Origin of the sequence: Corynebacterium sp. HMSC073B01 (genome assembly GCF_001838255.1) — a bacterium.
Classification (GTDB): domain Bacteria; phylum Actinomycetota; class Actinomycetes; order Mycobacteriales; family Mycobacteriaceae; genus Corynebacterium; species Corynebacterium jeikeium_D.
Genome location: NZ_KV836153.1, coordinates 95,197 through 116,118 on the forward strand (window position 1 = coordinate 95,197; position 20,922 = coordinate 116,118).

The 20,922-nt window shown below is 59.3% G+C and carries 18 protein-coding genes; 2 read left to right on the plus strand and 16 right to left on the minus strand.

What is annotated here, in order from left to right:
* Positions 1–17: 17 nt before the first annotated feature.
* The 9 genes from tatC to HMPREF2849_RS05170 all read right to left on the minus strand — a co-directional run bounded on the left by tatC (position 18) and on the right by HMPREF2849_RS05170 (position 9,694).
* The gene (tatC, locus tag HMPREF2849_RS05130; protein ID WP_070862689.1) at positions 18–1,244 is read right to left on the minus strand and encodes a twin-arginine translocase subunit TatC; all 1,227 of its coding nucleotides are present in this window, start codon (positions 1,242–1,244) and stop codon (positions 18–20) included.
* Between the two features lie 18 nt (positions 1,245–1,262).
* Positions 1,263–1,631 (minus strand): Sec-independent protein translocase subunit TatA, encoded by a 369-nt coding sequence (gene tatA / locus HMPREF2849_RS05135; protein ID WP_070862690.1) that lies wholly within the window; start codon positions 1,629–1,631, stop codon positions 1,263–1,265.
* A gap of 74 nt (positions 1,632–1,705) precedes the next feature.
* Positions 1,706–2,737: a helix-turn-helix transcriptional regulator gene (locus HMPREF2849_RS05140; RefSeq protein ID WP_070862691.1), complete on the minus strand. Its 1,032-nt coding sequence runs from the start codon at positions 2,735–2,737 to the stop codon at positions 1,706–1,708.
* Positions 2,737–3,765 (minus strand): helix-turn-helix transcriptional regulator, encoded by a 1,029-nt coding sequence (locus HMPREF2849_RS05145; protein ID WP_070862692.1) that lies wholly within the window; start codon positions 3,763–3,765, stop codon positions 2,737–2,739. The genes HMPREF2849_RS05140 and HMPREF2849_RS05145 overlap by 1 nt, the downstream gene beginning before the upstream one ends.
* 43 nt (positions 3,766–3,808) lie before the next feature.
* Positions 3,809–5,269: a Pup--protein ligase gene (gene pafA / locus HMPREF2849_RS05150; RefSeq protein WP_070862699.1), complete on the minus strand. Its 1,461-nt coding sequence runs from the start codon at positions 5,267–5,269 to the stop codon at positions 3,809–3,811.
* 69 nt (positions 5,270–5,338) lie between these two features.
* On the minus strand, positions 5,339–5,533 hold the full coding sequence (locus tag HMPREF2849_RS05155) for a ubiquitin-like protein Pup (RefSeq protein WP_005510795.1): 195 nt from the start codon (positions 5,531–5,533) through the stop codon (positions 5,339–5,341).
* Between the two features lie 61 nt (positions 5,534–5,594).
* Complete coding sequence (gene dop / locus HMPREF2849_RS05160) at positions 5,595–7,172, minus strand: depupylase/deamidase Dop (protein WP_049170549.1); 1,578 nt, start codon at positions 7,170–7,172, stop codon at positions 5,595–5,597.
* Positions 7,165–8,742, minus strand: coding sequence for a proteasome ATPase (gene arc, locus HMPREF2849_RS05165; RefSeq protein WP_126108030.1), 1,578 nt, complete (start codon positions 8,740–8,742; stop codon positions 7,165–7,167). The genes dop and arc overlap by 8 nt, the downstream gene beginning before the upstream one ends.
* A gap of 109 nt (positions 8,743–8,851) precedes the next feature.
* On the minus strand, positions 8,852–9,694 hold the full coding sequence (locus HMPREF2849_RS05170) for a tRNA (adenine-N1)-methyltransferase (RefSeq protein WP_049170556.1): 843 nt from the start codon (positions 9,692–9,694) through the stop codon (positions 8,852–8,854).
* A gap of 85 nt (positions 9,695–9,779) precedes the next feature.
* Here HMPREF2849_RS05170 and HMPREF2849_RS05175 point away from each other — a divergent pair, with 85 nt between their 5' ends.
* Complete coding sequence (locus HMPREF2849_RS05175; RefSeq protein WP_049170646.1) at positions 9,780–10,667, plus strand: RecB family exonuclease; 888 nt, start codon at positions 9,780–9,782, stop codon at positions 10,665–10,667.
* A gap of 178 nt (positions 10,668–10,845) precedes the next feature.
* Here the strand turns inward: HMPREF2849_RS05175 and HMPREF2849_RS05180 are convergent, their stop codons facing one another.
* From HMPREF2849_RS05180 to HMPREF2849_RS05200, 5 genes are all read right to left on the minus strand, one after another.
* On the minus strand, positions 10,846–12,159 hold the full coding sequence (locus HMPREF2849_RS05180; protein ID WP_070706045.1) for an anaerobic C4-dicarboxylate transporter: 1,314 nt from the start codon (positions 12,157–12,159) through the stop codon (positions 10,846–10,848).
* A gap of 39 nt (positions 12,160–12,198) precedes the next feature.
* Positions 12,199–13,647: an aspartate ammonia-lyase gene (gene aspA / locus HMPREF2849_RS05185; protein ID WP_070862693.1), complete on the minus strand. Its 1,449-nt coding sequence runs from the start codon at positions 13,645–13,647 to the stop codon at positions 12,199–12,201.
* Between the two features lie 258 nt (positions 13,648–13,905).
* The gene (gene hisG, locus HMPREF2849_RS05190; RefSeq protein ID WP_016422792.1) at positions 13,906–14,751 is read right to left on the minus strand and encodes an ATP phosphoribosyltransferase; all 846 of its coding nucleotides are present in this window, start codon (positions 14,749–14,751) and stop codon (positions 13,906–13,908) included.
* A 14-nt stretch (positions 14,752–14,765) separates the two neighbouring features.
* Positions 14,766–15,029 (minus strand): phosphoribosyl-ATP diphosphatase, encoded by a 264-nt coding sequence (locus tag HMPREF2849_RS05195; protein WP_005510825.1) that lies wholly within the window; start codon positions 15,027–15,029, stop codon positions 14,766–14,768.
* 22 nt (positions 15,030–15,051) lie between these two features.
* Entirely contained in the window at positions 15,052–15,735 is a 684-nt protein-coding gene (locus tag HMPREF2849_RS05200) for an HAD family hydrolase (RefSeq protein ID WP_080971467.1), read from the minus strand.
* A 155-nt stretch (positions 15,736–15,890) separates the two neighbouring features.
* On the opposite strand from HMPREF2849_RS05200, the gene HMPREF2849_RS05205 reads away from it, so the two are divergent.
* A complete protein-coding gene (locus HMPREF2849_RS05205) occupies positions 15,891–16,796 on the plus strand; it encodes a thioesterase family protein (protein ID WP_016422790.1) in 906 nt (301 codons plus the stop codon).
* 7 nt (positions 16,797–16,803) lie between these two features.
* Here the strand turns inward: HMPREF2849_RS05205 and metH are convergent, their stop codons facing one another.
* Both metH and HMPREF2849_RS05215 read right to left on the minus strand, forming a co-directional pair.
* A complete protein-coding gene (gene metH, locus HMPREF2849_RS05210) occupies positions 16,804–20,463 on the minus strand; it encodes a methionine synthase (RefSeq protein ID WP_070429709.1) in 3,660 nt (1,219 codons plus the stop codon).
* 49 nt (positions 20,464–20,512) lie between these two features.
* On the minus strand, positions 20,513–20,920 hold the full coding sequence (locus tag HMPREF2849_RS05215) for a hypothetical protein (RefSeq protein ID WP_016422788.1): 408 nt from the start codon (positions 20,918–20,920) through the stop codon (positions 20,513–20,515).
* Between the last annotated feature and the right edge of the window lie 2 nt (positions 20,921–20,922).

Consider the following 20,922-nt stretch of genomic DNA (forward strand, 5'->3'; position numbering starts at 1 on the left):
GAGTGTCATAAACCGCGCTAGAGAACATCATCAAAGTCGCTCGTCGGACGATTTCGCAAGTCCTGCGTCGGCATCGGAGTCTCCGGAATCATGCCCTGTGGCCGTGGTGGACGCGAATTGCGAGTAGGACGCATCTGGGATGCCCGCGTCGGCGTCGGCGCGTTCACTGGCGTGGGGCCAGAGACCGGAGAGGTCGTCGGGGCCGCTGATGCCGTCGGCATGCCGCCCGGCTGAATCGACGTCGGCGCACTTACTGAAGTCGGGGCGTCGATGCCGCCCACGTCACCGATACCGCCGGCGGAGCCAATCGGACCGGAAGCCGTAATCGGTCCGGAGCCTTGCTCGTCATCGACGTCCAACCACTCCGGTCGCTCATTTGCTTTACGACGGTCATGGAGACGACAAATCTGGATTGCGATTTCTACCAACAATGTCAGTGACGTCGCCATTGCGACCATGGATATTGGTTCCTGCCCCGGAGTCATGAAGGCCGCAAAGATGAACAGCGACATAATGATGATGCTGCGCTTGTCCTTGATGCTCTCGTAGGTAACGACACCGGCCATGTTCAACATGACCAGGAAAAGCGGAACCTCAAAGCTCACGCCAAAGCAGACGATGAGCGCCAAGAGGAAACCGAAGTATTGCGAACCGGTGAGTGCAGAAATTTGCGTCTCTTCACCAATCTGGAGCAAGAACTCCAGACCGATGGCGACAACGTAGTAGGCCAGGACGGAACCCATGACAAACAGCAGCGCGGCGGCAGTCACAACTCTGCGCGTGGTGCGGCGTTCCTTCCGAACCAAGCCGGGAGTGATGTAGGCCCAAATCTGGTAGAGCCACCATGGCGACGACATCACCAGACCGGCCAGCGCACCGACCTTCAGCCGCAGCATGAACATTTCAAACGGACTGGTCGCCAGCAGACGACACTCCGCGCCCTCACCGCCGCCGAGACGCATCTCGGGTGGAAGCTGACAGTACGGATCCTTGAGCAACTCACCCAGGGACTTAAAGTGCACAGGGCCAACATTGACCGAGGTAAACGGTATGCGGAACTGACCAATGGTAAAGGCGGTCTGATACCAGATAAAGCCCACAACAGTGCCGACGGCAATACCAGCGAGGGCGAGAACGAGGCGACGCCGGAGCTCTTGAATGTGCTCGACAATAGTCATCACGCCCTCGGGATTGCGCTTACGCTGGCGCTTCCGAGGACGTGATGTGGATGTAGCTGAAGTCACGCTTCAACCGGCCTTCTACTACTGCTGCGGCTGGCCAGGGTTGTTCTGGCCAGGCTGCGGCTGGTACGGCTGCTGCGGCTGAGCCTGCGGTGCCGGCTGCTGGTACTGCTGCTGCGGCTGGTACGGCTGCTGCGGCTGAGCCTGCGGTGCCGGCTGCTGGTACTGCTGCTGCGGCTGGTACGGCTGCTGTGGCTGGGCCTGCGGAGCCTGCTGAATTGCAGTCTGCTCCTGCTGCTCGTCATCGTTGCGCATTTCCTTGACCTCGGACTTGAAGATGCGCATGGAGCGGCCGAGCGAACGTGCGGCATCCGGCAGCTTCTTTGCACCAAAGAGCAAGACAAGAACGACCAGGATAATGATGATTTCCCAGGGACCAAGGTTCGGCATCCGCTTAGAGACCTTTCAAATGAAAATAAATACAAGTGGCAAGTTGCCACATCGTGTGCGATTAAAGCTTTGATTTAAGCCTTGTCGTTTCGACCATACTCTGCCAAAGCTTCGCGGGCTCGCGCAACAACGGCGTTTTTCAATTTTAAGGGCTCAGCGACCGTTACGCTCGGTGAACGGCGGAGCACAAAGGAGGCTGTTGCGGCCAAGTCGGACATCGGCACGTCAGCGACAAACTCCGACTGCCCTAAGCCTTGGTCAGAGACCAGTTCGGTATCCTCTTCTTCTCCCTCATCTTCAGTAAAGAAGACCGGTTCATAGTCTGCGATCCAGGTGGCGTCGGCGTCGATAAGCACACTTGCCCATTCGGACGTTCCCGTTTCCGCACCAAAGGCGTGGGGATCACGGATATCGACAGGCTCTGGGCGGTGGAAACCGGCGGGAGTGTCGAGGACCTCGGCGGCCTCCAGACGGTCGACGCGGAAGCTCTTCTGGCGACGGTCTTCCTGCGCACGGTCCACAGCGCGGAGGTACGTCGTGGATTCAACTGTATAAACGTTGACACAGTCAAGCTCACGGGCTGTAATCTGCCCTGAGGCATTCCGGTAGCGCACCTTCAACACCTTGCGCTGATGCAGCGCGGAATAAATCTGCTCAGAAAAGGAAAAGGCCTTGCCATTTTCCGCAGCGGTCGAGTCAATGATGGGGACGTTTATTCCCAGAGCACTGCGTAGTTTTGTCGCGGCCGTCTGCGCGGCCTCGGAGGAAGTGGTGGCTGCGGAGTCCTCGATGGTTTCCAGGATGAGCAGCAAGGTCGCGGTTTCTTCGGCTGTGAGCGCACGTGGCTGGCTGAGCACCGTTGCCTGAGGGCGAATACGGACATCAAAGCTGTTGCGGTAATCAACTTCAAAAGCCCGCACTCCGAGGAGTCCCGGCTGGTCGATGTCGGCAATCTGCTCCACGATTGCCCGAATTCGGGCAAAAGGTATGGCCAGCTCGGTAGCGGCCTCTGTCATTGAACGGTGCTGCGAAAAGTACGGTACGACCGCCAACAACTCGTCGACACTGACATTCGCGTCAAGTTCCCGGGCTGCATGCACTGTCATTAGTTGCCCTCCAAAGCGTTCTTCGCACCATTCGATCCGCCATGGCGAGCGAGTACCTGCTCCAACCGAGCAATAATCTCCGACCGTGCCTCTTCAGGTGATTCCACAATCAAATCCGGTGCGTAACTCAAACCTGTGGACACAATCTCACTCACAGGTGCCGCTGGCAGCTCGTAGCGCCCATCCCCCAACGCGGTCGCTTTCATCACCACATCAGCGCAGGTATTCGGAGCGATACGAACAACCGCCTGATAGGTCTTGCCACCGCGGTGCAACATGTTTTCCGCAATCTGTTGCAAGTCACCATCGGGCATTGGCTGGGTCGCCGACTTCCCTGTATCCGACACATCGCGGATACGGCTGAGCCGGAACATACGCGCCGCCTCACGCTGCGGATCAAAGCCCAACACATAAAAGCGCCCGCGCAGGTTAATCAGACCCCACGGCTCCAGCACGCGCAGTTCATCATCCACGCCGTACTGGCGGGAGTACCACATCTCCACTGTCCGGCGCGGCGAGGTCATTGCAGTCAGCAGTGTGCTGAAATCCACTCGACTCATATCCACCGCATCGGCCACCACCACCGACTCATCCGGCTTCGCAATGGCGCTGCGCTGCGCAAACGATGCGAGCTTCCGCCACGCCGCCACAGCCGTCGAGCTCAGCTCCTCCGAACCAAACGCCGCATTCGCCGCCTGGAAAACCACCGAAGCCTCCGCTTCAGTGAACTCGGGGTCGTGCTGGGGCCACCGTAGTCTATTCAGTCGCAGACGCTTGACCTTATCGCCCGCGCTTGACGACGAAACCTCCACCGGGACCCCGGCTGCCAGGAGCGCCGCGGTGTCCGCACGTAAATAACGAGCCCGGGAATCCTCGGAAACACGGGAGTAACCCTCGACATGTTTGGAGATCCACGACTCGCTGACCCACCCGGTGTCGTCGGCAAGCGCCAACAGCAGCTGAACCTGGCGTTGGGTCTCACTGATCGCAGCGGATCCGGGGCTTTCCGATACCGGTGGGACAGACACGACTGTGGGGCTCCTTTTCCTGGGGCAGTTTCCGGGGGCGGAACTAGTTTTCCGGATCCGTATCCGAGGTCTTCTTCGCGGCCGTCAGAATCTCGATCATCTCATTGACCTCATTGTTTTCCGTGGCAAACGGGTCGCCGAGCATGGTGGAGATGGGATCGTCACCGGAAATCTTCAGGTGTGTCCAGTCCACTACGGTCTTCAAACTGGAGTCTTCAGCTGCAACGAGGAAATCACCGCGCAGCTTCGCACGAGTAGTTGGCGGTGCGATGCGGACTGCCTCAGCGACCTGCTCATCGGTGATCCACCGCGAGGCAATGCCACGGGCTTCCAGCGCACGGAAGATGCCTCGGCCGGGACGGATGTCGTGGTAGGCCAAGTCGATTTGATGAAGCTTGGGGTCCTCCAGCGTTAGACCGCGATCCAGGTAGCGTTTCATGAGCGAGTACTTAATGGCCCAGTCAATGTCGTGCTCAATGAGAGACCAGTCACCGGTTTCCACGGCATCCAGCGCGCGACCCCACAGCTCGACGATGCGGCCCATTTCCTCGTTGGACGTGCCGGCCCCGGCAATGCCCTTGTCTTCATTGACCATGTTTTCTTCGCGGACCTTCAGCCACTCCGTCGCAGCGTCCAGGAACTCGCGTTGAATCTGCAGTGAGGTGGCAGTTTCGCCACTGCGCAGTGGAATCTCGGCCTTGCCGGTCATATCGCGGCTCACCGCACGGATGGACTTGATTTCGTTGGCGACTTCGAAGTCCGGCAACTTCACGCCGGCTTCAATCATCTCCAGTACCAGCTGAGTGGAGCCAATTTTGAGCGCAGTCGTCGTCTCACTCATGTTGGAGTCGCCCACGATGACGTGCAAGCGGCGGAATCGGTTGGAGTCCGCGTGTGGCTCATCGCGAGTGTTAATAATCGGCCGGGAGCGCGTCGTTGCACTGGAGACGCCCTCCCACACATGATCCGCGCGCTGCGAGAAGCAGTACTGAATCGGATCGTTGTGATACGGCGAGGTTGGGTACGGCAGGAAAATCTTCCCCGCGCCACAGATGAGCTGTCGCGTAACCAAGAAAGGTAGCAGCAGCTTGGACAGGGACTTCAGTCCCAGTTCACGTCCAACCAGGTAGTTTTCGTGACAACCGTAGGAGTTACCGACGGTATCAACGTTGTTCTTCAGCAGGTAGACCTTGCCACCGATGCCCTCGTCGGCAAGCTCTGCTTCAGCCTTTTCAGCGAGTTCATTCAAGATGACCTCGCCCGAGCGGTCGTACGCTACCAGCTGCGAGACCGAATCGCACTCAGCGGTAGCGTACTCCGGGTGGCTTCCGACATCGAGGTACATACGACCAGCATTGGGGGTGAAAATGTTGGTTGCCCCGTACTTAGCGATCACCGGGCGGAACATGTAGCGGGCAATCTCATCCGGTCCCAGACGGCGCGAGCCATCCAGCGTCAGAGTGATGCCGAACTCGGTCTCAATACCGGTGATGCGTCGGGTCAACGCCTGTGCCGGTACCGGTGTCGGCGTTGCTTCCGGCTCCTGCTGCCCTACCTGCTGGTCAGTCACTTTTTACTGGCCACCCTTCTGGACATACGAACGCACGAACTCCTCGGCGTTGTTCTCCAGCAGACCATCAATTTCATCCAGCAGGTCGTCAGCAGCTGCAACGTGCTCCTGAGCCTGACCGCCGCCAGCGACCTCGCCGAACTCTTCCTCGTCGCCTCCGCCGGAACCGCCGCCGAAAACCTGAGTGTTACCAGCCATGATATTGCTCCTTAAAAATGAACTTTTGAGTATTACTGCTCTATTACTGCACTATGTGTGCCTATTGTTCGCGGATAGCCCCGAGAGTACGCAGATGCTCAACCACCTTGGCCACTGTCTCCGCAGACTCCAACACGTCACCGCATTCTGCGGCAGTGAAACGGTCAACTTCATCCAGCGTAATGTAGGCCAGCGTAATTCCAGGCGACTCCACGTCACGAGTGCTCCGATACACCCCCGCGGTGTCCACCACCAAGCTGGTCCAACTGCCCGCGACGACATCCTTGCCAAAGCGGCGCAGAATGCCACCGCGTACATACGCACGCGTAGACTCCGGTGCGTATTCAACCGCTCGGTCGACTTCTTCCTCGGTCACGAGTGTGCGCATCGAACCGCGGCGCACCAGCGCATGGTACAGCCCACGAGCAGGGTCAATATCCGAGTACTGAATATCAATCAACGCCAACTTCGGGTGGTCCCAGCCCGCGCCCAGGCGGGTACGCAGGCCCTCCATGAGGTTGTATTTCGCCACCCAATCCAGCAGATGGGCTGCCTTGCGGGGGTCGTCGGAAAGCACGTCGAGCACTTCACGCCAGAGCTTGACGACGTCGCCCTGCTGGTCGTAGCTCTCCACGCGACGCAGGTACTCGTACTGCATTTCCACTGCGGACATCCACGTGACATGGTCTGCCAGCTGCAGCTTCTCGGTGCAAGTCAAGTCTCGGGAGACCTTATGGACGGCCTCGACGGGGTTGCGGAGCTGCAGGTCGTCGAAACGCACGCCGTCCTCGATGGCGTCGATGACCAAACCTGTGGTGCCCAGCTTGAGGAAGGTGGCGACCTCGCTCATGTTGGCATCACCGATGATGACGTGCAGGCGGCGGAAGCGATCGGAGTCTGCGTGTGGTTCATCGCGGGTGTTGATGATGCCGCGGTTCAAAGTGGTCTCCAGCGAGACCTCAGTCTCGATGTAGTCCGCGCGCTGCGAAATCTGGAAACCCGACTCCTGCCCCGTCTGCCCCAGACCCACGCGACCAGCGCCCGTGAACACCTGGCGGGTGACGAAAAACGGCGTCAGACCGGCGACGATGTCATCGAACTCGGTTTCTCGGGAGAAAAGGTAGTTCTCGTGGGCACCATACGAGGCGCCCTTGCCATCGACATTGTTGCGGTAGAGCTTCAGCATCGGACCTGGATTGCCCTCAGCATCGGTGGCTTCGGCGGCAAGCTGAGCTGCGCGCAGCATAATCTTGTCACCTGCGCGGTCAGCGATAACCGCCTCGCGGGCGGTTGCCGTCTCCGGTGAGGAGTACTCCGGGTGCGCGTGATCGACGTAGAAACGGGCACCATTTTGCACCAGCAGGTTTGCAGCGCCGACGGCATTCGGGTCAACAATCGGTGGCTGGTGGTAACGGCGCAGGTCGAAACCACGGCTGTCGCGCAGTGGCGACTCTGGTGCGTAATCCCAGCGGATGCGCCCCGACAGGCCCTCCTCCTGCTCATGCGCGAAAGCGAGCACGGCCTGCGTGGAGGTGAGAATTGGGCTGACATCCGGGTTGTCCGGGCTGGAAATGCCGTACTCAATCTCCGTGCCGAAGAAGCGGTTCGACTGTGCAGAACTGGCGGCGGATTTAGCCATGGCGAATCACCTCGACCGAGGCAACGCGCGCCGCTGGACGACCGGAGATGCGAGCCCACTCATCCGGGTTCGAGGTGTTTGGCAGGTCCTCGTTCTGCGCGAACTCCTCCGCCACTGCAGACAGCAGGTGATCCAAGCTAATACCAGCCTCGCCGCCAGCGATAACCGACTTGATGGCGGACTTCTTCGCACGGTCGACGATGTTGGAAATCATCGCGCCGGAGTTGAAATCGCGGTAGTACATAACTTCGCTGGTGCCATCGGCATAGCGAATCCGCACGTACTCGTTTTCTTCCGTCTTGGCGTACATCCGCTCAACAACCTGGTCAATGAGGTGTGCGACATTCTGCTCCACCCCACCGCGCGCTTCCACCTCGGCTGCTTTATACGGCAGCTCTGGAGTCAAGTACTTGCGGAAGATATCCTTCGCCGCAGCCTCATTCGGGCGCTCAATGCGGATTTTCACATCCAAGCGTCCTGGGCGCAGAATTGCCGGGTCAATCATCTCCTCGCGGTTGGTGGCACCAATCACGATGACGTTTTCCAGCCCCTCCACACCGTCAAGTTCACTGAGCAGCTGCGGGACCACTGTGTTTTCCATATCCGAGGAGATGCCCGAACCACGAGTGCGGAAAATCGAGTCCATCTCATCGAAGAAGACAATTACCGGCTTGCCATCCTCGGCAATGTCGCGAGCGCGGTCAAAAATCAGGCGAATCTGACGCTCGGTCTCACCCACGAACTTGTTCAGCAGCTCCGGGCCCTTGACATTCAAGAAGTACGATTGCGCCCGCTGCGCCTCCGCCTCGCTCTTGCCTCGGGATAGCGCAATCTTGCGTGCCAACGAATTAGCCACAGCCTTGGCAATCAGCGTCTTACCATTGCCGGGAGGGCCGTAGAGCAGCACACCCTTCGGCGGACGCAGGTTGTACTGTTCAAACAGTTCTGGCTGCAGGAACGGCATCTCCACGGCATCGTGAATCTGCTCAATCTGACTGTCCAAACCACCGATATCCGTGTAGGTGACATCCGGTACCTCTTCCAGCACCAGGTTTTCCACCTCGGACTTCGGAATGACCTCAAACGCATAGCCCGACTTGCGGTCAATCATCACCGAGTCCCCCGGCTTCGGCGACAAATCCCCCGCCAGAGACACCACGAATTCCTCACCGTGAGTATCCGAGGCCAAAATGCGCTCCCGATCCGGCAGCACCTCACGAACATTGGCGATGTCGCCGCTTTCCGGATAACCGCAGTCCTCCACGATTATCGAGCCCTCATTCAGACGCACCTGCGCACCCGGCCGAAGCGCCCGCTCATTAATCTCCGGCTGCACCCGCAGGCGCATCCGTCGATTTCCGGTAAAAACCTCTGCGGTGCCTTTCTCCGGCCCCGGCTTAAGGAAAATACCGTACGTGCTAGGCGGCTCCAGCATGTCCTCCATGTCTTGGCGCAGTAGCTCTAGCTTGTTACGGGAGTCCCGCAACAGCTCAACCAGGCGATTATTACGAATGCCGAGGTTGTAGTTCTTCTGCTCAAGATCACGGATTTTGTCAGACGGCGTTGTCATGTATCCCAGATTACCCATAGGGCCAGATGCCGTTGTTGCTTGGTCGATTTAGACCGTGTGTCGCATCACGCTTTACGACGGCTACACCTCCCAGCGCGAAGCGGCGGGTCTAGAGCTTCTTTTGATTTCGTCGCTGTGGGCGCGGAGGCACCGTGCCGTCGGCAAGCCTGCGTGCCCACACCAGGAATGCGGTATGCGCCTGCATACGGTGCGCCGGGCGGACGGAGAGATCCTGAACATTCCAGTCGCGGACCAGGGATTCCCAGGCGCGTGGTTCGGTGAAGCACTTCTGCGCGCGGATGCCCTCCATGACTTTCATTAGCTGCGGAACAGTGGCGACATAGACCATGAGCACGCCGCCAGGCTGAAGCACCTTCGAAACGGTGTCCAGGCATTCCCATGGAGCGAGCATGTCCAGAATGACTCGGTCGACCGGGCCGCCGAGCGACTCGACGGAGGCCTCGTTGAGATCGCCCAGGCGCAAGTCCCAGTTGTCGGGCTTGTGACCCATGAAGTCGACAACGTTGCGTTCCGCGTGCTCGATGTGATCCTCGCGGACCTCGTAGGAAATAAGCTGCCCGTCAGCGCCGATGGCGCGGAGCAGGTTGAGGCTGAGCGCGCCGGAGCCAGCGCCGGCCTCCAACACGCGCGCACCTGGGAAGATGTCGCCCTCGACGATGATCTGTGCAGCATCCTTCGGGTAAATCACCGCAGCACCGCGCGGCATGGACAGGACGTAATCGACCAGCAAGTGACGCATGGCCAGGTAGACGGTGCCTTCGCTGGAGGTGACGGTGGTGCCTTCCTTGGCGCCGATGAGGTCGTCGTGGAGGATGGTGCCGCGGTGAGTGAAGAACTTGCCACCCTCCTCGAGGATGACGGTGAAGTGGCGATTCTTCGAGTCAGTCAGCTGGACTCGGTCGCCGACTTGGAATGGTCCGCTCAATGCCATAGGTGTGTGGGCTCCTTTTGGGGTTTGGTTGGGTCGGGTCATGTCGGGTGCAGCCAAATCCGGGCGGTACTCTAACCTGGCTAGTATGCCCGACAATGCCCAAAGTTCTAAGTCAGCAGTTCAACCTTCCCGCCGCTCTAAGTTGGCGCTGTCGCCGTCGAGAGCTAATGACTACCGCCAGTGCCCGCTGAAGTACCGGTTCCGTGCGATTGACAAGATTCCGGAGCCGTCGACTGTCGCGCAGGTCAAGGGCACGTTGGTGCATGCTGTGCTCGAACAGATGCATGCCTGGCCCCGTGAAGAACGCACTTACCCCGCAGCGGTGAAACGGCTGAAGCCGACCTGGGAGGACATGCGTGCAAAGGACGAGGAACTGATTGAGCTAGTTCCGGAGGATGATTACTACGACTTCCTGGTCGAATGCCGCGGCCTGCTCAAGGGGTATTTCATGATGGAAAACCCCATGGGCTTCGATGCGGCCGAGATGGAAAAGTTCGTTCAGCTGGTTATCGATCCGGATGCGGATCAGACTGTGCCATTGTCAGTGCCACTTCGTGGTTTTATCGACCGCGTCGATATTGCCCCGACCGGTGAGGTCCGGATTGTCGACTACAAGACGGGCAAGAAGCCCTCTCCTCGCTTCCAGGATGAGGCGCTCTTCCAGATGCGGTTTTACGCGCTGGTGTGGTGGCGGCTCACCGGTCGTATCCCGGAACAGCTGCGGTTGATGTACCTGAAGGTTGCCGATGACCTGGTGCTGAGTCCCAACGCGACAGAATTAGAGGCCTTCCAAGCGGAGATTGCCGACTTGTGGTCGGCGATCGTGCGCGACGGTGAAAACGGTGACTTTGTACCGAAGAAGTCCAAGCTCTGCGGGTGGTGTTCTTTCCAGGAGATGTGCCCTGCCTATGGCGGGGTCACACCGGAGTACCCCGGTTGGCCGGGTGCTGTCGGCGATGGCGGCACTGAGTAAAAGCTGCGGATGGGGTGGCTCTCGCGGCGAACTTAGCTTTCGCGGGGTGCCACCGTCGGCGGTAACGGTGTCAGTACAAGTTACTGACTAGGTTTATGACAGGTGAATGGACTTAACCGCTTCGATTTTGTCATAAACCTAGTCAGTTTCTCTATGCGGTGTTCTAGGTAGCCCCCCACTACAGCAGTGCGCTGCCGAAGGCGAAACCGAACGCGACGGACAGGGCAATACATAAGGTGCCTGGGATGATGAACGAGTGGTTAAACACGTATTTGCCAATTCGGGTTGTGCCAGTGTCGTCCATCTCCACCGCGGCAAGGAGCGTCGGGTAAGTAGGCAGTACGAATAGCGCGGAAGTCGCTGCGAAGGAAGCAATCGCAGTGATGGGAGAAACTCCCACCGCGAGTGCAGCGGGCATGATGGCCTTTGCCGTGGCCGCCTGCGAGTACAGCAATGCGGCCGCAAAGAATAGCACGATTGCCAGCATCCACGGCATTGTGGTCAGTAGGCTGCCGGACGCGGCCTTAATGTCGTCGATGTAGTGGTTGATAATTGTGGTTCCCAGCCACGCCACACCGAGAACGCAGACGCTGGCGGACATGCCCGATTTGAACACCGGTGTGTTCAAAATGGTTGCCGCGTCCAACTTGCAGGCCAGCACGATAACAGTGGCGGCGGTCAACATGATTGACATGATCGCCTCGTTTCGTGGGAGCGTGGGGTCAGCGATGAGGCCGACCTGTTCAGTGCTGATGGTCGCGTAGACCATCACCGCGAGAATCGAGAGTAGGAAAATCGCCACGGACCACTTGGCCGACTTGGTTGGCACGTATTCGCTCATCTGGCCACGTGGCTTGGAGACTAACCCCTTTTCCAAGCGGCTTTGATACTCCGGATCGTCGTCAAGCTCTTTGCCTAGGTGATTCGTGACAAAGGCGGTCGGAAGGATGGCGAGGAACGTCGAAGGAATGACAATCGCCAGGAGTGTGAGATAACCAACGCCGCGGGGTTCCATGAGCGAAGCCATCAGCACCACAGCCGCTGAAATGGGTGATGCCGTAATCGCCAACTGAGATGCGATGACCGCCACGGACAGCGGGCGGGACGGGCGAACGCCTCCCTCCTTGGATACTTCGGCGATAACTGGGAGGGTGGAAAATGCGGTGTGGCCGGTGCCGGCGAGCAGTGTCATCAGGTAGGTGACAACCGGGGCCCAGTAGGTGATGTGTCGCGGATTCTTGCGCAGCAACCGTTCGGCAATGTGGACGAGATAGTCCATGCCTCCGGCCTTCTGCATAGCGGCAATTGCCGCGATTACCGACATAATGATGCCGATGACATCGAACGGAATGTCGTCTTTGGTGACCGGAACCCCGGTGATGCCCAGCGCCAAAACGCCCAGCCCACCGGCGAACCCGATAGCAATTGAACCAAGACGCGCGCCAAGGACAATCGCTGCTAGAACGATAAAGATTTGGACGGCAACTAACATGTGTATCTCCGAAAAGTCACTCGTTAGACTTGTTGCCGCTTAGGACAAATCGTCGAGGCGAGACTCCCCTGCCACGTAGCGCTTCCCCCGGTATTCCGGGTGCATGAGGTTCTCGGTGTTCAGGACCTGGTTGAGCTCCTTCTCGTCCATCAGCCCGCGTTCGAGGACAATGTCCCGGACGGAGCGGCCAGTGCGAGCGGCTTCCTTGCCAACCATATCGCCCTCGTGGTGGCCAATGACCGGATTCAGGTAGGTCACGATACCGATGGAGTTTTCCACATAGCCGCGGCAGACTTCCGGGTTAGCGGTGATGCCGGTAATGCACTTGTCGCGCAGAGTATCGGTAGCGTTGCGCAGCAGTTCAATCGATTCGAAGAGGCATGCGCCGATGACAGGCTCCATCACGTTTAGCTGCAACTGACCGGCCTCGGCTGCCCAGGTCAGGGTCACGTCGTTGCCAAAGACCTTGAAGCAGGCCTGGTTCGCGACCTCCGGGATTACCGGGTTAACTTTTGCCGGCATAATCGAAGACCCAGCGGCGCGCTCCGGCAGGTTGATTTCATTCAGTCCTGCTCGTGGACCCGATGCCAGCAGGCGCAGGTCGTTGCACATCTTGGAAATCTTCATGGCCGCACGCTTCAGGGATGCATGCACGCTGACGTAGGCGCCGGTATCGCTGGTGGCTTCGATCAGGTCCTTAGCAGAGGTCACCTTAAAGCCACTGACCTCACGTAGCGCCTGGGTCACGGCCTCGCGGTAGCCTGCCGGCGCATTCACGCCGGTACCGATAGCGGTTGCTCCCAGGTTGATTTGCAGCAGGCGTGCCGACGCAGTTGCGATGGACTCCTGCTCTTCCTCAAGGTTGTGGGCAAATGCGTGGAAAGCCTGTCCCAGGGTCATGGGAACGGCATCCTGCAGCTGCGTGCGGCCCATTGTGATGATGTCGTTGAATTCATCACCCTTGGCGTGTAGGGCCTCAACCAGGGAGTCGAAGTGCTTCTGCAAGCTCAGTAGCGACATGTGGATAGCAAGACGGAAACCTGTTGGGTAGGCGTCGTTGGTTGACTGGCACTGGTTGACATCATCGTTGGGGTGAATGACGTCGTATCGGCCCTTTTCCAGGCCGAGCAGTTCTAGAGCGAGGTTAGCGATGACCTCGTTGGTGTTCATGTTGAGACTGGTGCCAGCTCCACCCTGGAAGACATCGATTGGAAACTGATCCATGCAGCGTCCCTTTTCCAGGATTTCATCACATGCGGCGACGATGATGTCTGCAACATCGCTGGGCAGCGTGTGGACGCGCTGGTTGGCAATGGCCGTGGCCTTCTTCACCATCACCATGCCACGAATGAATTCGGGCACGTCGTTGATGGTCTTGGCTGAGATTTGGTAGTTGTCGATTGCGCGCAGGGTGTGGATGCCGTAGTAAGCCTCTGCCGGGACCTCCATAGAGCCAAGCAGGTCGACCTCGGTACGTGTTGCGGACATGTGGAAGCAATCCCTTCTAGCCTTTTAGCAGACCTAGTAGACGCAGCCTTGTGGGCCACATTTAGTGGCGATGATTGGTTACACCGCCAAAACTACAGTGCTGGCGTATGTGCCGCATGTACAGGCATAAAGTTACTGCTTCGGTCCGGCTAACGCCGTGCGCACTCTTAGTGTCAATATTACTACCTACGCTAGCGTAGGTAAAGGGTGGATTCAGCTAGGAAGCTCCCACTGGATAGCGTGTAAGGTTCGCGTGACTTAAATACGCGCGATACGGATATTCGAAGCCAAGATCGCCTCGGCACCAATCTTTGCCAGTGCGTCCATGAGCGGGTTGGCCTCTGCCTTCGGAACTAGCGCGCGAACTGCTACCCAATCCTCGTTAGCCAGCGGCGACACGGTCGGGCCGGACAGCCCCGGGGTGAGCTTGGATGCCTCTTCCAGCGCGGACGCACGGATGTTGTAGTCAATCATCAAGTACGTCTTGGCATGCAGAATGCCGGTCATGCGACGCAGGAACACCTGCTGCTCCTCGGTGACCTCTACACCCTTGCGTCCGACAACAACTGCCTCAGAGCTGACCAAAACATCGCCGAATGGCTTCAATCCCTGCTTGCGCAGGGTGCGACCGGTGGAGACAACATCGGCGATAACGTCGGCAACTCCCAAGCGGATGGAAATCTCCACTGCACCATCAAGGCGAATGACGGTGGCGTTAATGCCACGAGCCTTCAGATCCTCGCGCACCAGATTCGGGTACGAGGTGGCAATGCGCTTGCCCTCCAGAGCTTCTACGGTCCACTCCTCATCGGCCGGAGCGGCGTAGCGGAAGGTCGAGGCGCCGAAGCCCAGATTCAGAACCTCATCGACCGGAGCCAGCGAGTCAGCGGCCAGGTCGCGGCCGGTGATGCCCAAATCCAGATGGCCGTTGCCAACGTAGATAGGAATATCCTTCGGGCGGAGGAAGAAAAACTCAATGTCGTTGGCTTCGTCGTGGATGGTCAGGCTCTTGGAGTCGCCTCGACCCGGGTAGCCAGCTTCCTTCAGGATTTCGACTGCCGCCTCGGACAGCGATCCCTTGTTGGGCACGGCAATACGCAGCATGGTGTTGATTTCTCCTACAGGTACTTGTAAACATCCTCGGGGCTCAGCCCGCGACCGACCATGACCACCTGCAGCCAGTACAACAGCTGCGAAATCTCCTCTGCGAGGGCTTCGTCAGATTCGTGCTCAGCTGCAAGCCAGACCTCACCGGCCTCTTCGACAATTTTCTTGCCCTGGAAATGCACACCAGCGTCCAGCGCCTTGACTGTGCCCGATCCCTCGGGGCGCGACTGTGCTTTTTCCTTCAGCTCTGCAAACAGGTCATCAAAGTTCTTCACCCGGTCTATTGTTCCATGTCGTCTACTCGCCCGCGAAAGCAGCCCGCAATAAGCCCAAATTCGAGGTATCCAAATTGCCCGAAATGAAGCGCGCCGGGGGTACTAACGTCCCCACATCAGCCTGCGAAACGCTCACATCCGGCATTGGATTCCACACCACCGTGCATCCCGCAGCGAGTGCAGAGCGCACCCCCGTTGAGGAATCTTCGATAGCCAGGCAGTCCTCTGGCGCAAATCCGGCTAGCTCTGCGCCACGCAAGTACGGATCCGGTGCCGGTTTGCCGTTGGCCACCTCATCGCTACACACTGTTGCGGCGAAGTGCTGCTCCCCCATGACATCAATGCAGGGTTGCGCCACGTGCCGACGGGTATTGGTCACCAACACCACCGGAATGTCACCAGCTCGGGCCTGGTCCAAAATCTCCGGCACACCCGGGCGCCACTCCACCCCATGTTCTAGAACCAATTCTGTGAAGCGACCTTCGACGAATTGGGAGCCCGAGGCAAACAGCTCGTCGTCAAGCGTGCGTCCCGCATGATCAGCACAAATCGACAGCGTGTCCCAGAGCGTGTTGCCGACGCACTGCATGCGCAACTCCGGAGTCAGGCGACGGCCTACGAATTCCGAGAGGTCGTACGTGGCAATCTCCCACAGAGGTTCCGTGTTGATGAGGCTGCCGTCCATGTCCCACAAAATTGCTTTCACACCATGCGACTATGCCAGGCAATCAAGCATTTAGCGATTATGTCAGCAAAACCGTCGGATGAAGGTTTAGAGTTTCAGGAAGGAAAGTATGTTGCGGTGCTGCATGAAACCACCGCATGAACGTGTTCCGCGTGAATGAAAGGCATCGACTCGCTATGACAACCACTGAAGATTCGCTCGCCCAGGCTATCGACCAACCCGAGGCATACTTCATTCCGCTAGGGACGGTCACCGAAGGCGAGCTCAGCTACGAGCGCTTCATGCCCACTAGCTTCACTTATGGGGCGTGGGGGCCGTTTCAGCACGGTGCGCCGCCGTCGGCGCTGCTGACGCGCATGTTGGAGCGCCGCCGTCTGGAAAGCGAGGGGATGCGTATTACTCGCATCGCCGTGGATCTGTTGTCGGCTGTACCGTACACGGAGCTCCGCGCGCGCTCATGGGTCTCGCGCCCGGGGCGGCAAATCGCCAAGGTCGAAGCCGAATTGCTTGCCGACGTCAAGGGTGCCTGGCGGCCAGTTGCCACGGCGTCCGCATGGATGATGGCCACTGCGGATACGCGGGATATTGAGCGTGCATTCGACAAGCAGGTGCCCGGGCCCGAGGAATGCAGCGCCGAGTACATTCCGCTTACCGACGATTGGAGTGGCGGCTACATCGAATCAATTGAAGCCCGCGCCGGCGCGACGGAAGAGCTGGCCGAGACGCAAATTCACTGGGTTCGCGCGCAGTACCCAATCGTGCTCGGGGAGGAGCCGACTGCGGTGGAGCGAGTCATGCAGGTAGCTGATACCGCCAACGGTATCGGGGCCACGCTGAGCCCGCACCAGTGGGCGTTTATGAATACCGACTTAGTGGTTCACCTGCACCGACTCCCCCAGCTCGGCGCCTCGGAGAAGTCGGCGGAATCGGAGTTGCAGTCGGAAGACGGCGGCTGGGTGGGCATCGCCGCCCGCGGTTCCATTGGGCCGGACGGAATCGGCATGACCGCGGGCGAGCTCTACGATGTGCACGGCCCCATCGGCCGCAGCATGCAGACCTTGCTGGTGCGACCGCAGGGATAACGCGAAGCTACACGTTAAAGTACTTCGCTTCCGGGTGGTAGAGCACGAACGCATCGGTGGACTGCTCTGGGTGCAGCTGGAGCTCCTCAGAGAGCTCCACGCCGATGCGCTCCGGCTGCAGCAGGTCAATCATGCCCTGACGGAAGGTCAGATCCGGGCAGGAACCATAGCCGAAGGAGTAACGAGCGCCACGGTACTTCAGGTCAAAGAAGTCCTGGGTATCGTCGGAGTCTTCCGCGCCAACACTTGTGCCGTCGGAGAACGCGAGCTCGGAGCGAATGCGCTGGTGCCAGTACTCGGCCAGCGCCTCGGTGAGCTGCACGCCGATACCGTGAACCTCCAGGTAGTCGCGGTATTCGTTCTTGGCGTAAATATCGTTGGCGAAGTCAGCGATGGGCTGTCCCATGGTCACCAGCTGGAACGGCATGACGTCGGACTGTCCTGCGGCGATGGCATCTTCGCGCGAGCGAATGAAGTCAGCAATGCATAGGAAGCGACCACGCTGCTGGCGCGGGAAGGTCCAGGACACCACTGGCTCTGCCGCGGGGTCGGGCTGCTCCCCTTCCGCAGGTAGCGGCAGTACGTGTACGGTATCGCCCTCAGAAACTGCTGGGAAGTAGCCATAGACGACAGCCGCATGCTGGAGGATGTTCTCGGCGCGCAGGCGCTGCAGCCATGCGCGCAGGCGTGGACGACCATCGGATTCGACCAGTTCCTCGTAACTCGGTCCCTCGTCGCCGCGGGTGCCGCGCAGACCCCACTGCCCCATGAACAGAGCGCGTTCGTCGAGGGTGGTCAGGTAGTCGTCGAGGGGCAGGCCCTTGACAATGCGGGTTCCCCAGAACGGCGGTGTCGCAACGGGGACATCAGCGGCGACATCGGAACGCTCCGGCACCTCGGGGGCTTCAGCAGCAGCCTTGGCGGCGCGCTGCGCGGCGATGCGCTTGGAGCGCTCACGGCGGGCGCGGCGAGCTTCCTTCTTCTCGCGGGCAGCAATGGCCTCTGGCGAATTCTCGTCTGGGCCGAGGCCCTTCTTAGCTGCCATCAGCTCGTCCATGATGCGCAGTCCTTCGAAGGCATCCCTGCCGTAGTAGACATCGCCGTGGTAGAGCTCGGACAGGTCGTCTTCCACGTAGCTACGCGTCAGCGCGGCGCCGCCGAGCAGTACTGGGAAGCGGGTGGCATCGCCGGCGGAGTTGATCTCCAGCAGGTTGTCCTTCATCACCACAGTGGACTTCACCAGCAGGCCGGACATGCCGATGGCGTCGACATCCAGTTCCTTGGCGGCGGACAGAATCGTAGCGATCGGCTGCTTAATGCCCAGGTTATGCACGGTGTAGCCGTTGTTGGAGAGAATAATCTCCACCAGGTTCTTGCCGATGTCGTGGACATCGCCCTTCACCGTGGCCAGCACAATCGAACCCTTGGAGCCCGTGGCATCCTCGGCATCCATAAAGCCCTCGAGGTAGCCCACCGCGGCCTTCATCGTCTCGGCCGACTGCAGCACGAATGGCAGCTGCATCTGGCCGGAACCGAACAGGTCACCAACGGTCTGCATGCCACGCAGCAGGTCCTCGTTAACAATCGCCAGCGGTTCCTTTTCCTTCATGCCCTCATCGAGGTCAGCCTCGATACCCGTGCGCTCACCGTCGATGATGCGCTGCGCCAGGCGGTCGAACAGCGGCATGGCGGCAAGCTTTTCGGCCCGGGCGTCCTTCGCGTCAGCGGCGGAGACTCCTTCAAAGAGCTCCATGAATACCTGCAGTGGGTCGTACTCCCCGTCGGGGTGTCCCGCTTCACGACGGCGGTCGTACACCATATCGAGAGCGACTTCGCGCTGCTTGTTGTCAATCTTGTTCATCGGCAAGATCTTGGAGCTGTGGGCAATGGCGGAGTCCAGGCCGGCCTCGATGCACTCGTTGAGGAACACCGAGTTGAGTACCTGGCGAGCCGCCGGGTTCAGACCGAAGGAAATGTTGGACAGACCGAGCGTGGTGTGCACGTTCGGGTGGCGACGCTTAAGTTCGCGGATGGCTTCGATGGTTTCGATGCCGTCGCGGCGAGTTTCCTCCTGGCCAGTGGAAATCGGGAAAGTCAGACAGTCGACAATAATGTCCTGCTCGCGCAGTCCCCACGTGCCGGTGATGTCGGCGATGAGACGCTCGGCGATCTCAATCTTCTTGTCCTTTGTACGCGCCTGACCTTCTTCGTCGATAGTCAAAGCGACCACGGCAGCACCGTGCTCAACAACCTGGCGCATAATGCGCTGGTAACGCGAGTCCGGGCCATCGCCGTCTTCAAAGTTCACAGAGTTGACCGCGCAGCGACCACCGAGGTGCTCCAGGCCAGTCTTCAAAACCTCCGGTTCCGTGGAGTCCAGCATGACCGGCAACGTCACCGAGGTGGCGATCTGCGATGCCAGGGTTGCCATGTCATCGCGACCGTCGCGCCCCACGTAGTCCACACACAGGTCAATCATGTGTGCGCCATCGGTGACCTGACCGCGGGCGGTGTTAAGGCACTTCTCCCAATCGCCGGCCAGCATGGCCTCGCGGAAAGCCTTGGAACCGTTGGCGTTGGTGCGCTCACCAATCATGGTGATGCCGGTTGTCTGCGTCAGCGGGGCTGCCGAGTACAGAGAAGCGACCTCATCGATTGGCTTTGCATCCGGATCCGTCGATGGGCGTGCTGCCTGAACAGCAGGGCCCTGCTCAGCGTAAGCGCCTGCACCGGTAATAGCATCGCGAACAGCGGAAACATGCTCCGGTGTGGTACCACAGCAGCCACCGACCATCGCCAGGCCAAACTCTTCAACAAAGCCGCGCAGCGCTGTGGCCAGCTCTGGGGCGGTCAGCGGGTAGGTCGCACCGTTCTTACCCAGCACTGGCAGACCCGCATTCGGCATTACCGATACCGGAATGGAGGCGAAGTTGGACAGGTAGCGTAGGTGCTCGCTCATCTCGTCCGGGCCGGTCGCACAGTTTAGGCCAATCATGTCGATACCCAGCGGCTGCAGCGCTGCCAGGGCTGCACCAATCTCCGAGCCCATCAGCATGGTGCCTGTGGTCTCGACAGTCACGTGGACGACAATCGGAATCTTCTTCTCAGCCTGTCGCATGGCGGCCTTGACGCCATTGACTGCTGCCTTGACCTGCAGCAAGTCTTGACAGGTCTCAATCAAAAACGCATCCGCGCCACCGGAAATCATGCCGAGTCCGGCCTCCGTGTAAGCGTCGCGAAGCTGAGCGTACGGAGCGTGCCCCAAAGACGGCAGCTTCGTGCCCGGGCCCAGCGAACCAAGGACAAAGCGTCGCATACCCTCGCGCCCCGGCCCCATTTCGTCAGCGACCTTGCGGGCGATTGCGGTGCCCTTGTGCGCTAGCTCCTGGATACGGTCTTCAATGTCGTAATCCGCGAGGTTCGGGAAGTTGCAGCCGAAGGTATTGGTTTCCACCAGGTCGGCGCCGGCCTCGAAATAACGCCGGTGAATCGTCTCGATGATGTCGGGACGAGTGTCATTGAGAATCTCATTACAGCCCTCGTAGCCGAGGAAGTCCGCGTCAACGTCGAGGTCAAAAGACTGCAGCTGGGTACCCATGGCGCCATCGCCAATGAGTACACGGCTGTGCAGTGCGGTGAGGAACTCGGAAGAGTGGCGATCAGTCATGAATAGACACCTTAGTCTACTTTCATAACCGCGCCGTTAATCGGGCTGGTTATTCCATCTCAAAGTAGCTTTCCGCCTTCACCGCAGGCAGGTCCAAACCGACAGCCTTCGTTGCGGAATTGATAATCGCGAGAATCTCGTCGAGCTCCTCATCAAAAATCGAGCCACCGTGCTCATGCTCAATCGCAGCCACGCGCTGTAGGCAGTTCTCTACCGCCTGCGTTGCGGCTTCTTCTCGCTTATCGACGGCCAGTTCCGCCGCCTGATCAATACCAGCGGCGGCCTCACGGAGGGCTTCCCCGACCTGGTCGGCTACCGATTCGTCAAAAAGTGGCTCCCAGAACTCGCGTTCCTCGGGCTGCAGGTAGCTGCCGGTGGCAAACATGCGCAAATCGGCAACTAGCTTATCGATGTTCTCTTGCGTTACTTCGACAGCAGACAGATCTGAGTTGCTCATGC